General features: G+C 66.2%; 15 protein-coding genes. 9 read left to right on the plus strand and 6 right to left on the minus strand.

Annotated elements, in window-relative coordinates; all coding sequences use genetic code 11:
* The first annotated feature begins 7 nt into the window (after window positions 1-7).
* Window positions 8-1,111: a Rieske 2Fe-2S domain-containing protein gene (locus tag ACW17U_RS14025; protein ID WP_492053240.1), complete on the plus strand. Its 1,104-nt coding sequence runs from the start codon at window positions 8-10 to the stop codon at window positions 1,109-1,111.
* Between the two features lie 148 nt (window positions 1,112-1,259).
* Complete coding sequence (locus tag ACW17U_RS14030; RefSeq protein ID WP_492053242.1) at window positions 1,260-1,778, plus strand: CPBP family glutamic-type intramembrane protease; 519 nt, start codon at window positions 1,260-1,262, stop codon at window positions 1,776-1,778.
* Window positions 1,779-1,875: 97 nt separating this feature from the next.
* Here ACW17U_RS14030 and ACW17U_RS14035 read toward each other — a convergent pair whose 3' ends face one another.
* Window positions 1,876-2,448, minus strand: a complete 573-nt coding sequence (locus tag ACW17U_RS14035) for an SH3 domain-containing protein (protein WP_492053244.1) — start codon at window positions 2,446-2,448, stop codon at window positions 1,876-1,878.
* A 215-nt stretch (window positions 2,449-2,663) separates the two neighbouring features.
* Here ACW17U_RS14035 and ACW17U_RS14040 point away from each other — a divergent pair, with 215 nt between their 5' ends.
* A complete protein-coding gene (locus ACW17U_RS14040; protein ID WP_492055745.1) occupies window positions 2,664-3,521 on the plus strand; it encodes a hypothetical protein in 858 nt (285 codons plus the stop codon).
* 90 nt (window positions 3,522-3,611) lie between these two features.
* On the opposite strand, the gene ACW17U_RS14045 is transcribed toward ACW17U_RS14040, so the two are convergent.
* Complete coding sequence (locus ACW17U_RS14045) at window positions 3,612-4,250, minus strand: glutathione S-transferase family protein (protein WP_492053246.1); 639 nt, start codon at window positions 4,248-4,250, stop codon at window positions 3,612-3,614.
* A 105-nt stretch (window positions 4,251-4,355) separates the two neighbouring features.
* On the opposite strand from ACW17U_RS14045, the gene ACW17U_RS14050 reads away from it, so the two are divergent.
* Together ACW17U_RS14050 and ACW17U_RS14055 are read left to right on the plus strand one after the other, a co-directional pair.
* Window positions 4,356-6,047 (plus strand): acyl-CoA dehydrogenase family protein, encoded by a 1,692-nt coding sequence (locus ACW17U_RS14050; protein ID WP_492053248.1) that lies wholly within the window; start codon window positions 4,356-4,358, stop codon window positions 6,045-6,047.
* Between the two features lie 66 nt (window positions 6,048-6,113).
* Entirely contained in the window at window positions 6,114-7,724 is a 1,611-nt protein-coding gene (locus ACW17U_RS14055) for a serine hydrolase (RefSeq protein WP_492053249.1), read from the plus strand.
* A 4-nt stretch (window positions 7,725-7,728) separates the two neighbouring features.
* On the opposite strand, the gene ACW17U_RS14060 is transcribed toward ACW17U_RS14055, so the two are convergent.
* The 3 genes from ACW17U_RS14060 to ACW17U_RS14070 form a co-directional block, all read right to left on the minus strand.
* Window positions 7,729-8,337, minus strand: coding sequence for a TetR/AcrR family transcriptional regulator (locus ACW17U_RS14060; RefSeq protein WP_062143961.1), 609 nt, complete (start codon window positions 8,335-8,337; stop codon window positions 7,729-7,731).
* 73 nt (window positions 8,338-8,410) lie between these two features.
* The gene (locus ACW17U_RS14065) at window positions 8,411-9,058 is read right to left on the minus strand and encodes a TetR/AcrR family transcriptional regulator (RefSeq protein ID WP_062143958.1); all 648 of its coding nucleotides are present in this window, start codon (window positions 9,056-9,058) and stop codon (window positions 8,411-8,413) included.
* Window positions 9,055-9,279 carry a CC0731 family SpdR-regulated protein gene (locus ACW17U_RS14070; protein WP_062143955.1) on the minus strand — a complete coding sequence of 75 codons (225 nt, stop codon included), beginning with the start codon at window positions 9,277-9,279 and terminating at the stop codon, window positions 9,055-9,057. The genes ACW17U_RS14065 and ACW17U_RS14070 overlap by 4 nt, the downstream gene beginning before the upstream one ends.
* Window positions 9,280-9,589: 310 nt before the next feature.
* Here ACW17U_RS14070 and ACW17U_RS14075 point away from each other — a divergent pair, with 310 nt between their 5' ends.
* Window positions 9,590-9,787: a twin transmembrane helix small protein gene (locus ACW17U_RS14075; protein WP_062143952.1), complete on the plus strand. Its 198-nt coding sequence runs from the start codon at window positions 9,590-9,592 to the stop codon at window positions 9,785-9,787.
* A gap of 26 nt (window positions 9,788-9,813) precedes the next feature.
* On the plus strand, window positions 9,814-10,392 hold the full coding sequence (locus ACW17U_RS14080) for a cob(I)yrinic acid a,c-diamide adenosyltransferase (RefSeq protein ID WP_492053252.1): 579 nt from the start codon (window positions 9,814-9,816) through the stop codon (window positions 10,390-10,392).
* Window positions 10,393-10,394: 2 nt separating this feature from the next.
* Here the strand turns inward: ACW17U_RS14080 and ACW17U_RS14085 are convergent, their stop codons facing one another.
* A complete protein-coding gene (locus tag ACW17U_RS14085) occupies window positions 10,395-10,664 on the minus strand; it encodes a hypothetical protein (RefSeq protein WP_492053254.1) in 270 nt (89 codons plus the stop codon).
* A 217-nt stretch (window positions 10,665-10,881) separates the two neighbouring features.
* Here ACW17U_RS14085 and ACW17U_RS14090 point away from each other — a divergent pair, with 217 nt between their 5' ends.
* Window positions 10,882-11,628: an electron transfer flavoprotein subunit beta/FixA family protein gene (locus ACW17U_RS14090; RefSeq protein ID WP_062143942.1), complete on the plus strand. Its 747-nt coding sequence runs from the start codon at window positions 10,882-10,884 to the stop codon at window positions 11,626-11,628.
* Window positions 11,629-12,570, plus strand: a complete 942-nt coding sequence (locus ACW17U_RS14095) for an electron transfer flavoprotein subunit alpha/FixB family protein (protein ID WP_492053256.1) — start codon at window positions 11,629-11,631, stop codon at window positions 12,568-12,570.
* Window positions 12,571-12,621 lie beyond the last annotated feature (51 nt).

Raw genomic sequence — 12,621 nt, forward strand, 5'->3', positions numbered from 1 at the left:
GGCCCCTATGCCCGACGACGCTTCGACATCCCAAAAGGCTTCCGCCACCACCCGGTTCGGCGAGGGCTTCGTCATGGACGCCTGGTACGTGGCGGCCCTGTCGCCCGACCTGAAGCCCGGCAAGATGGAACACCGCGAGCTGCTGGCCGAGCCGGTGCTGCTGGGCCGCACGAAAGCCGGTGCCGCCTACGCCATTCGCGACATCTGTCCGCACCGCGCCGCGGCCCTCTCGGCCGGCAAGGTCCGGACCGAGGCCAATGGCGGCGAGAGCATCGAGTGCCCCTATCACGGCTGGCGGTTCGGCACGGACGGGGCCTGCACGGCGATCCCGTCCCTGACCGCCGACAGCGATCTGGACATCAGCAAGGTGCGGGTGCGCCGCTATCCGGTGGTCGAGCAGCAGGGCCTGGTCTGGATCTGGATGGCGTCGGACGCCCGCTTTGACGGCGCCCCCCCGGAAGGTCCGCCGGTCATCCCGGGCGTGGTCGGCGGCAAGCCCAAGCTGGTCGACCATCTGGACTATGACATCCATATCGACCACGCGGTGCTGGGCCTGATCGACCCGGCCCACGGCCCCTATGTGCACCAGCAATGGTGGTGGCGGACCACTGCCAGCCAGCACGAAAAGACCAAGCGCTTCGCCCCGTCCGAGGCCGGCTTCACCATGGTGCGGCACGAGCCGTCCAAGAACTCCAAGGCCTATGCCATCCTCGGCGGCGAACCCCTGACCGAGATCACCTTCCGCCTGCCGGGCCTGCGCTGGGAGCATGTGACGGTGGGCCAGAAACAGGTGCTGGCCCTGTCGGCCATGACCCCGATCAACGCCAGCAAGACCCGCATGAACCAGATCATGTGGTCCGATCACTGGGCCTTCACGGCCCTCTACCCGATCATCCGCATCGCGGCCCGGGCCTTCCTGCGCCAGGACGGCTATATCGTCGGCGTCCAGAGCCAGGGCCTGGAAAGCAACCCGCCGCTGATGTGGGTGGGCGACGCCGACCAGCAGGCCCGCTGGTATCACCAGTGCAAGCGCGAATGGCAGGCCAGCCGCGCCGAAGGCCGGGCCTTCGTCAATCCGGTCAAGGACTCCATCCTGCGGTGGCGCACCTAGCCCTTCTTCCTCCGCTCTCCCCGGCGAAGGCCGGGGCCCAGATTCATCCTGAGCCTTTGGGGTGATCGCGCCAACGGTCTGACCTGGGGGACAAGCGTGTGCGGGTTCGATCTGGACCCCGGCCTTCGCCGGGGAGAACGGGGTGAGGATGGCCGGCAGTCTGAAAATCTATGCGACGCGCCTTAAGCGGTCCCTCGTCACCCTGCCCTCGACCCGGGGGTGGCTGTTCTGCCTGGCCGCCGCCGCCACTACCCTGGGCCTGATGGCCGTCATCGGCTTCTCGACAGGCCTCTATTCCCTGACCCCGACCCAGCCGGGCCTGGCCCTGCGCCTGCTGACGGTGTTCTTCATCCCGGCCCTGGGCGAGGAGATCGCGTTTCGCGGCGTGCTGACGCCGGATCGAGACGAGTCCCGGCATCCCGTCCGGGCGATCGCCCTGTCGACCGGCCTCTACGTGTTCTGGCATGTGTTCGAGGCCCTGACCTTCCTGCCCGGCGCCGCGAGCGTATTTCTGCGCCCCGACTTCCTGCTGTGCTGCGGCGTGCTGGGCCTGGGCTGCGCGATCATGCGGCACATGACCGGCTCACTGTGGCCGGCCGTGCTGCTGCACTGGGCCCTGGTGGTGATCTGGCAGACCTGGCTGGGCGGGGTCAGCGCCCTGGGCTGACAGCGGGCAAGGAAAAGCCCGCCTGGCCGAGGGGGCCAGGCGGGCTCGTGCTTGGAACGCAGCGAGGGACGGAGGCTGCGCTCCAGACCTCTATGACTTAGGCGCGGTAGACATAGGCGCTGGAGACGTAGCCGACGCCGACACCATCCTGACCGACCAGGATCCACTTGCCGTCACCGGTGCGACCCAGGGCCTGGAAGGTCTGGCCGGCGGGAACGCCACCCACCTTGGTGCCGCGAGCCGAGGCCGAGGCGCGCAGGTTCAGGTTCGAACGGGCGACATACTTGCCCTTGATCTGGGTCAGGGGAGCAGCGTCGACCGACGGGGCGTAGCGGACGCCGTCGCTGACATAGGCACCGCCGACGGCCTTGGCGGCCTCGTTCTTCTGCATCGAGCAGCCGACGAAGGACCCGGCCCCCGCACCGACCAGGGCGCCGATGGCCGTCCCGGTGCCGCGATCGTTCTTGGCCAGGTTCGAGCCGGCGGCGGCACCCAGCAGAGCGCCGATCACAGCGGCGGTTTCCTGCTTCTTGCCCGATGCCTGGCAGCCGACGACGCCGCCCAGGCGCTGCTCGACGGCGAAGGCCGACGGAGCCGAAACCAGGGTCAGGGCGCTGGCCGAGGCGGCCAGGGTCAGGGCGATGGTCTTGAAGGTCTTGAGGCTGGTCATGTCGATAGTCCTTGTCCCGAATTGGTGTCCGGGGTCAGCAACCCCGTGAGACAGACCATGACAGGGTGAAACTGAACGGGGTCGGAGACCGCTCGGACAGAATTCGTTCATGTGAAAAAAATCGGATGGCCCGCACAACCCCACGAGGTGTCGCCTTGCTGGCCCAACGGTTCTGGCTAGGGTACGGCCGCTATTTCAGTCGCCCCGGGGCCCCGATGTCGTTCCAGTCCAAATCCGTGTCGCTTGCGCTCAGCCTGGCCGCCCTCGCGGCCCTGTCAGCCTGTGACAAGCTCCCCGGTGCCGCAAAGCCGCCGGCCGAAGCGGCCAAGCCCGTCGCGCCGACGACGTCCGCCGCCGCGCCGGAGCCGGAGCTGCCGCCCGTCAACCTGTACGCCGAACGTGACGCGGGGCGGGTCGGCGAGGCCAAGTTGCTGAAGGAACTGGGCCAGCCGGACGCGCGCAAGGGTCCGACCCTGACGCTGCAGCACAATGGCGTGGCCGCCCTGACCGTGACCGACGACGAGGAAACCTACAGCCTGCTGACCAATGTGATCCAGATACCCACCGTCAACGGCGTGCAGTCCGTCTACGAGGTCACCACGTCCTATATCGCTTCGGCCGACGAGCCCACCATCGTCATCTATGACAAGCGAGGTGCCAAAATCGAATCTGTCCCCGGCAGCGAGTGGCATGGAGCCGTGCTGGTCAGCTCGGGCCAGGACGAGACCTGGGAGGCCGGCGACGACGCCCGCGCCCGCACCCAGCTGCTCGACTGGTCGAGCAAGCCGCACCGCAAATTCGAGTTCAAGTCGCGCTGCCTGACCATGAAATGGGTCAGCGACACCGAGATCAAGGGCTATTGCCTGCGTCCGGCCAGCGAGGAGGCCAATCCGGGCATGGAACTGACAAGCAATGGCGAACAGACCGAGGCGGTCTTCACGCGTGTTGGGCCCAATGCCTGGCGCGTGCGGGAACTGAGCGCACCCAAGGCCAAGCTGCTCAACTTGCCGGACAACCCGCCGACCGCCTATGACGAAACCGTCAAGGGCGTGCCCTATTCCGGGAACCAGTAGTCGCCGAGCCTTCCGGCCCTGGCCACTGGCCCCTTCCTGACCTGCTCTGCAGGTCCGTCGGGGGCCAGCGCCACGGCGTGGTGTGTGCTCCTAAGCCCCCAGGGCGTAGGGGCCGCTCTTGTCCAGAGCCGTCTTCCAGGCCGGACGGGCGTGCATGCGTTCAATCCAGGCGGCCATGTGCGGATAGTCGGCCAGCTTGCCCATGGCCTTGGCCACCTCGGGTACGAAGCTCATCTGGATGTCGGCGCCGGTCAGGCTGTCGCCGACGAAGAACGACCGGCCGGCCAGGCTGTCATTGACGAAGGCCAGGTGGTTGGCGATCTCGGACTGGATGCGCGGGTGCAGGGGCGCGCCGGCCTCGCCCAACCGGCCGACATACATGTTGAGCATCAGGGGCAGCATGGCCGAGCCCTCGGCATAGTGCAGCCACTGCTGGTAGCGATCGTAATCGGCGCTGGCCGGATCGGGGGCCAGGCGGCCCTCGCCGTGGCGGCGGATCACGTAGTCGATAATCGCGCCCGACTCGATCACCGTCAGATTGCCCTCGGGTCGTTCGTCAACGATCACCGGTGATTTGCCCAGAGGATGGACGTCGGTCAGGGACGGCGGGGCCAGACGGGTCTTGGCGTCGCGCGTATGGAAGACGATCTCGTAGGGGGTGCCCAGCTCCTCCAGCAGCCAGAGGATTCTCTGCGAGCGGGATTCGTTGAGGTGGTGGACTTTGAGCATGGTTCTTCCCCGGATTATGGATTGATGCTGCGCTGCGACATTGCTCGCAGGTGCGAAAAGGGCCAGAGTGAAAGAAAACAACTGTTTGGCGCAGGGGAGCAAGTCATGACTGCAACGGTCGCCGAGGATAGCGTTTCGATCCTTCTGCCCGGCCTCACGGGCCTGCTGCGCGAGGCCGCCACGGCCGCCCAGGCCTTTGTCGACAAGGTCCATCCGACCGTGAAGGCCCGGATTGCCCGGCCCGACGGCAAGATCGACCGCGCCCTGGCGGATCTGGAACAGCATGTTGTCCACGGCTTTGGCTGGTACGCCTCCTATGCCGAGCTGCTGAACCAGGTCGCCGGCTGGGCCGAGCGTCTGGAGGCCAGCGGCCGCTTTACCGAGATCGAGGCCCTGCTGGCCCAGCTGCTGTTTGCCGAATACGCAACCCAGATGGTCGGCGGCATCGCCATGAACCAGGGCGAGATGATCCGCCCCGTCGACATCACCGATGACCGCGGCGTGATGAACCTTCTGTTCGACCCGGCCCTGGTGACGCTGATGACCAAGGGCGGCGGCCAGGCGGTCAAGACCGCCATTGCCAAACGCCTGGCCGAGGCCCGCGGCCGGCCAACCCTGGAAAATACCGGTCTCGACGAGACCTTCGAGATGATCCGCGACCAGTTCCACGCCTTCGCCGAGGAAAAGGTCACGCCCTTCGCTCACGAATGGCACCTGAAGGACGAGCTGATTCCGCTGGAGCTGGTGGAAGAGCTGGGCGCGCTGGGAGTGTTCGGCCTGACCATCCCCGAGGAATATGGCGGAAGCGGCATGGGCAAGACCGCCATGTGCGTGGTCTCCGAAGAGCTGTCGCGCGCCTGGATCGGCGTCGGGTCCCTGGCCACCCGCTCCGAAATCGCCGGCGAACTGATCCTGACCGGCGGCACCGAGGCCCAGAAGCAGTACTGGCTGCCCAAGATTGCCAGTGCCGAGATCCTGCCGACTGCTGTCTTCACCGAGCCCAATACCGGATCGGACTTGGGGGCCCTGCGCACCCGGGGGACGCTGGAGGGCGACCACTATGTGGTCACCGGCAACAAGACCTGGATCACCCATGCGGCCCGTGCCGATGTCATGACCCTGCTGGTCCGCACCGACCCGGCCACCACCGACTACCGCGGCCTGTCGATGCTGCTGGCACCCAAGCCGCGCGGGATCGAGGGCGACGACTTCCCCGCCGCAGGCATGAGCGGCGGCGAGATCGGCGTGATCGGCTATCGCGGCATGAAGGAATATGAGCTGGGCTTCGACGGCTTCACCGTGTCGGCCGAAAACCTGCTGGGCGGGGTCGAGGGCCAGGGCTTCAAGCAGCTGATGGCCACCTTCGAAAGCGCCCGCATCCAAACCGCCGCCCGCGCCGTGGGTGTGGCCCAGTCGGCCCTGGAGGTCGGCCTCTCCTACGCCCTTGACCGCAAGCAGTTCGGCCAGGCGATCTTCGAATTCCCCCGCGTGGCCAACAAGCTGGCCATGATGGCGGCCGAGATCATGGGGGTGCGTCAGCTGACCTATTTCGCCGCCGCCCAGAAGGACGAAGACAAGCGCTGCGACGTCGAGGCCGGCATGGCCAAGCTGATCGCCGCCCGCGTGGCCTGGGCTGCCGCCGACAATGCCCTGCAGATCCACGGCGGCAACGGCTTTGCGACCGAGTACACTGTCAGCCGCATCCTGGCCGACGCCCGGATCCTCAACATCTTCGAGGGAGCCGGCGAGATCCAGGCCCAGGTGATTGCGCGGCGGCTGCTCGACGGCGGCAACTAGCTGACAGGCGGCTTGCCGCATCGGTGAGCATCAGCATAGCCTGAGCTTGCCTCAGAGGACGCCCCCATGCTCGCCACCACGCGCCGAACCGCCCTGCTCTCCGCCTTTGCGACCACGGGCCTCGCCGCCTTTGGCGGTGCGGCCCAGGCGCGGGAAACCGGTTCCGTCGCCGCCGCCGTCGACCTCTATGCCCAGCAGGTCATGGCCGCCTTTCCAGACCAGCCAGGTCTGGGGATCTGCGTGGTCGAGAACGGTCAGATCACCCTGGCCAAGGGCTACGGCGTCCGGCGCCTGGGCTCGCCGGTGCGCTGCGACGAGAACACCATTTTCGGCATCGCCTCCAACACCAAGGCCATGACGGCGGCGGCCCTGGCCATGCTGGTCGAGGACGGCAAGGTCGAGTGGGACGCCCCGGTGACCCGCTATCTGCCCGACTTCCAGATGAGCGACCCGATCGTCACCAAGCTGATGACCGTGCGCGACCTGCTGGTCCATCGCAGTGGCCTGACCCTGGGGGCCGGTGACCTGATGATCTGGCCCGCCCCCACCCACACCCGGGCCGAGATCGTGGCGGGGCTGAAATACCTGCCGATCGGTGGCCAGTTCCGGGGCGGCTATGCCTATGACAACGTCCTCTATGTCGCCGCCGGCGAAGTGGTCGCGGCGGTCACCGGCAAGCCCTGGGATGACTTCATCCAGACCCGGATCCTCGACCCACTGGGCATGACCGATACGGTGACCTCGCCCGCCAAGGTCGACAAGGCCCGCCGGGCTGAGCCCCATTGCCGCCTCGGCCCGCCGGTGCGCGGCCTCGGCCCGCAAACCGTTCTGCCCTTTGACGACAGCTTCGCCTCGGCCGCGGCCGCCGGAGGGGTCAACACCACCCCGGCCGATATCGGCAAGTGGATGCGTGTCCAGTTGGCCCTCGGTGCCCTGCCCAATGGCCAGCGCCTGTGGTCCGAAGCCACCGCCCGGGAAATGTGGAAGCCGCACACGATCACCACCTCGTCCGACGGTCCGACGGCGGAAAACCCGGTTCGCCCTTCGATGCAGGCCTATGGCCTGGGCTGGTTCGTCCAGGACCATCGCGGCGAGCGCCTGCTGTGGCACACCGGCGGCCTGGCGGGCTTCATCTCCTATACGGGTCTGCTCCCGGGCCGGAAGTCCGGCATCATGGTCATGACCAATGCCGAGGAAAATCCGGTCCTGCGTGCCCTGCGCTACGGCGGTCCGGACCGGCTTCAGGGTCGAAGTGACTTCGACTGGATCGCCTCAAGCCGTCGGGTCCAGGCCGAAGCTGACGCCCAGACCGCCAAGGACGCTGCCGCCGTGACGACGCCCAAGGGCGGCGGCAAGCCCCCCAGCCTGCCGCTCGACGCCTATGTCGGGGTCTATCGCGACCCCTGGTACGGCACGGTTACCGTCGGCAAGCCAAAGGGACGGAAGGCTGCCGGCCTGACGGTCTCGTTCGACAAGACCCCGGCCCTGCGCGGCAGACTGGACCTGTTCGACGGCGAGACCTTCAAGACCGTCTTTGACGACCGCACCCAGGAAGACGCCTTCATCACCTTCGATCTTGCTGACGGCAAGGTGATATCCGCCCTGGTCAAGGCCGTCTCGCCGCTGGCGGATTTCTCGTTCGACTATCAGGACCTGCGACTGACCCGCCTGCCCTGACCGGTCAGCGGGGCCGCCAGCCCTCGGCGAGACTAAGGATCTGGCGGTCCATGGCGGCCGACATCACCAATGCGTCGCCCTGGCCGCCGCTATTGGCCGCTATGCGATAGTTCCAGGCATAGGCCGCCTTGAGCACATCGATGACGACCTGCTGGTCAAGATCGGCGCGGACCTCGCCGCGCCTGACGCCCTCGTCAAGCACGTCGCGCAGCATGTCGGTTAGGCGCTCATTTCGTCCGTAGGGCGTGACGCTCGGGTCGACGCTCGGGCTGTAAGAAGCCGCTATATGGGCCAGGAACAGCTTCACCCGGCGGGTTTCGAACTCATAGTGGATGGCAAAAATCGAGCACAGGCGGTCGGCGGTCGAGCCGCGCAGGAAGGGAATCACCCGGTCAAACTCGGCATAGAGGTCCGAGAGCCGGTGCTCCATCACATGGCTGAGAACCTCGGCCTTGGAGGCAAAGGTCGTGAAGACGCTACCGACCGAGACCCCCGCCCGCTCCGCGATGGCGCGGATGGTGGTTTCCTCGTAGCCGACGTCATTGAACAGGTCGCGAGCGGCCACCAGGACCTTTTCTCGCGTGGCCTGTTTCTGGTCGTCCCTTACGCCCAAGCCCGTCCCCCTCGAACACGCCAGCGTCTTTCAATGATCGAGGACGCCCCGCCCCAAAGGGGCGCCCCCCCATTCAGGCCCGTGCGCCCGCGAAAATGACCTTCAGTTGATCCGAAAGCCGCGCGAGCAACGCTTCCACCGTCCAGCCATCAAAGACCGCACGGCGATAGTTGGCGACATACACGTCCCAGGTGATTTCAGCCAAGAGCTTTGCGTCGATGCCGCTCTTCAGCTGTCCCTGATCGATGCCGCGCTGGGTGACTTCACCGATCAGGCGGAAGATGTGCTTGAGATCGGCCCGTGCGCTGCGTTCGGCCGCCTCGGTCCGGGTCCAGGACACGGCGATGGTGGCGCGCAGGAGCGGCAGCTGGTCGAGGTGGAAGCTGTAGGCGACGCCGAAAAGGCCCAGCAGGGCCTCGTCGACTGTCGCGCCGGCGCGGGCGGCCTGGACCATCTGCGCATAGATGACTTCGTAATCGGCCGTCAGAATCTCGTCGAACAGCTCGGTCTTGTCGGCGAAGCTGGCGAAGACGGCGCCGGTCGACATGCCGGCGGCCTGGGCGATGTCGCGGATCGTTGCGCCTTCATAGCCGCGCTCGCTGAACAGTCGGCGCGCGGCCGACAGAACCCGTTCGCGCGTGCGTTGCTTGGCCAGGGCCCGGCGGGTCAGCTTGACGGGGGAATCGGCCGCAGACTCGATATTGACGGATACAAAGCTCATGCGGCGGCCTCCAGACGGGCGAGTGCGGCCTCGGCGCGCTTCTCGAACTCAGTGCAATACTCATCGACGACATTCTGCAGAACGTCGGCGTAACGGCGCGCCAACTGGCGTCCATCCTGCGCGGCGTCGCGCAGGTCGGTGATCAACTGGCGGACTTCCGCCATGGCGTCTTCGCGTTCGGACGCGGAGAACGCGGCGACGGCGATCGAGGCCTTTGCCATTCTGGTTTCTCCTGCCTCCCCGCTGGGGATGAAGCGCTGAACGATCTGCGGTGAGGGGGCGATCATGTTCAACGAACGCATACTGGAAAAATCGGAGCGGGGGCCATATCGCCATAGACTTGCGATTGCAACCGTCAGATCGAACTAAAATCACCGAACATCGGCTGATTTTCGTATATGGGACCGGTAGCCATCTGGCACTGCGACAAATGCACTCAACGAACCCGTTCGACGAGTTCGCTCATCGGACAACGTTCCACCAAACCGAAGCCTGGTGGTCAAATGTCTTCAGAGCGCCTATCCTTTGGCCATGGACAGACTATTCGACTTCCTCGTTCCTGCCGCGCTCCTGGCGGTCTTGCTGGCCCTCAGCGGCGGGCTTTACGCGCTGTTTCGGGGCGGCGATTTCGGCCGTTCCTATTCCAACAAGCTCATGCGCCTTCGGGTCGTGCTGCAGTTTACGGCGGTCATCGTACTGGTCGCCGCATACTGGTGGCGTACGCGCTAGAATGCGATAACGGCGGTCTGCGACCCATGGTCACGCTCAACAGGATCTATACCCGCACCGGAGACGGCGGTTCTACGCGCCTGGCCACCGGAGCCCCGGTCAGCAAGGCTTCGCTGAGGGTAGAGGCCTATGGCGGCGTCGACGAGACCAATGCGTTTATCGGCGTGGCGCGACAACACACCGCACCGGAACCGGAGCTCGATGCCCTGCTCGAGCGGATCCAGAACGACCTGTTCGACCTCGGCGCGGATCTGGCCACCCCGGAACAGGCTGAGAAGCCTGCCTGGGAGCCGTTGCGAGTCGTGGACAGCCAGGTTCTGTGGCTTGAGCAGGAGATCGATCGGCTGAACGGCGCGCTGTCGCCCCTCACCTCTTTCGTGCTGCCGGCCGGAACCCCATTATCGGCCGCCCTGCATGTGGCGCGCACGGTGTGCCGGCGGGCCGAGCGGGCGGTCGTTCTGCTGTCGCAAACCGAAGGCGAAGTCGTGGGCGAACCGGCGCTGAAATATCTCAACCGCCTGTCGGACCTGCTGTTCGTGGCGGCCCGCTGGGCCAATGACCGGGGCGCGGCCGACGTGCTCTGGAAGCCCGGCGCGTCGCGCTAAGCCTACTTCTTTTCAGGTGCCGGCGTCGGCGGCGCAGGCGCAGGCGCAGGGCGCTCATTATTGATCGGCGGCAGATTGTTCGGCCGGCGGGTCAGGGTCTCGATCGAATAGATGGTGCCGCACTTGAGCCAGCGCCCGGCCCAGGCACCGCCCCGCGCTTCACAGCGATCCTTCGGCCACACCCACAGGTAATGATAGGCCAACACTGCAGCGCTGCTGACCAGAAACAGGCCGATGAAGATGATCTTCAGGCGATTGAGGGTGCGGTTCATGGCCCGGCTGTTTAGTCGCCGGCCATCAGCCTGACCAGCCCTTTCGCGTGATGGAGGTCCGCACCGGCGGACGCCGGCGGAGATCTATCGTACAGTCGTTTGAACCCTGAGCGCGCCGATGCTTTACGCTTACGCGAAGGGAAACTTGCGTTGCGGTGCAAAAAGGGTAATCCCGTGCCCACGCAGGAGAAAACGCAGCCTGGAGGCGTGAAACCCGATGAAGGTCCTAGTCCCGGTTAAACGGGTTATCGATTATAACGTGAAGGTTCGCGTCAAGGCGGACCAGACGGGCGTCGATCTGGCGAACGTCAAGATGTCCATGAATCCGTTCTGCGAGATCGCGGTCGAAGAAGCTGTCCGTCTCAAGGAAAAGGGCGTGGCGACCGAGATCGTCATCGTCAGCATCGGTCCGGCCCAGGCCCAGGAAACGATCCGCACGGCCCTGGCCATGGGCGGTGACCGCGGCGTCCTGGTCACCACCGACGCCGATCCCGAGCCCCTGGCCGTTGCCAAGCTGCTGGCGGCCGTCATTGCCGAAGAACAGCCCGGCCTCGTCCTGATGGGCAAGCAGGCCATCGACGGCGACAACAATGCCGTCGGCCAGATGCTGTCGGCCCTGCTGGGTTGGCCGCAGGCCACCTATGCCTCGGCCATCGAAATCTCGGGCGCGACCGCCAAGGTCACCCGCGAAGTCGACGGCGGCCTGCAGGTGCTGGACGTGGATCTGCCGGCAGTGATCACCGCTGACCTGCGCCTCAACGAGCCGCGCTATGCCAGCCTGCCCAACATCATGAAGGCCAAGAAGAAGGAGATCGTCAGCAAGACGGTCGCCGACTACGGCGTCGATATCGCGCCGCGCCTCAAGGTCCTGAAGGTCACTGAACCGGCCAAGCGTTCGGCCGGCATCAAGGTGGAAACCGCCGCCGACCTGGTTTCCAAGCTCAACACTGCGGGAGTGCTCTAGATGGCCGTTCTCGTCGTCGCCGATAATGACAACCTGGTGCTGCGCGACGGCACCCACAAGACCGTCACCGCTGCCCTGAAGCTTTCGGGCGACGTGGACATCCTGGTCCTGGGCCATGGCGCGAAGGCCGTGGCCGATGCGGCCGCCAAGATCAGCGGCGTCCGCAAGGTGCTGCTGGCCGACAGCGACGCCCTGGGCCACGGTGTGGCCGAGGCTGAAGCCGACGCCATTCTGGCCCTGGCCGGCGGCTATGACGCGATCCTCGTGCCGGCCACCTCGGGCGGCAAGAACTTCGCGCCGCGCGTCGCCGCCAAGCTCGACGTCGCACCGATCTCGGAAATCGTCGAAGTGGTCAGCGCCGACACCTTCGTGCGCCCGATCTATGCCGGCAACGCCCTCGAAACCGTCCAGTCGTCAGACGCCAAGAAGGTGATCACCGTGCGTCCGACCGCCTTCGCAGCGGCGGAAGAGGGCGGCTCGGCTCCGGTCGAGACCGTCTCGGGTGCCGACGCCGGCAAGACCCGCTTCGTCAGCGAAGAAATGGTCAAGTCGGACCGTCCGGAACTGGCTGCGGCCAAGATCGTCGTCTCCGGCGGCCGGGCCATGGGTTCGGCTGAAGAGTTCCAGCGGGTCATCGAGCCCCTGGCCGACAAGCTGGGTGCCGCCGTCGGTGCCTCGCGCGCTGCGGTAGATGCCGGCTACGCCCCCAACGACTACCAGGTCGGTCAGACCGGCAAGGTCGTGGCTCCGGCCCTCTATGTCGCCATCGGCATCTCGGGTGCCATCCAGCACCTGGCCGGCATGAAGGACTCCAAGATCATCGTCGCCATCAACAAGGACAGCGACGCCCCGATCTTCCAGGTCGCCGATTTCGGCCTGGTGGCAGACTACAAGACCGCCATCCCCGAACTGATGGACGCGCTCGCCGCGGCCGGAAAATAGGCTTCGGCGTCTAGACAACGGAAAGGCCCGGAGGTGACTCCGGGCCTTTTT

The sequence above is a fragment of the Caulobacter sp. AVps16 genome (genome assembly GCF_058681455.1).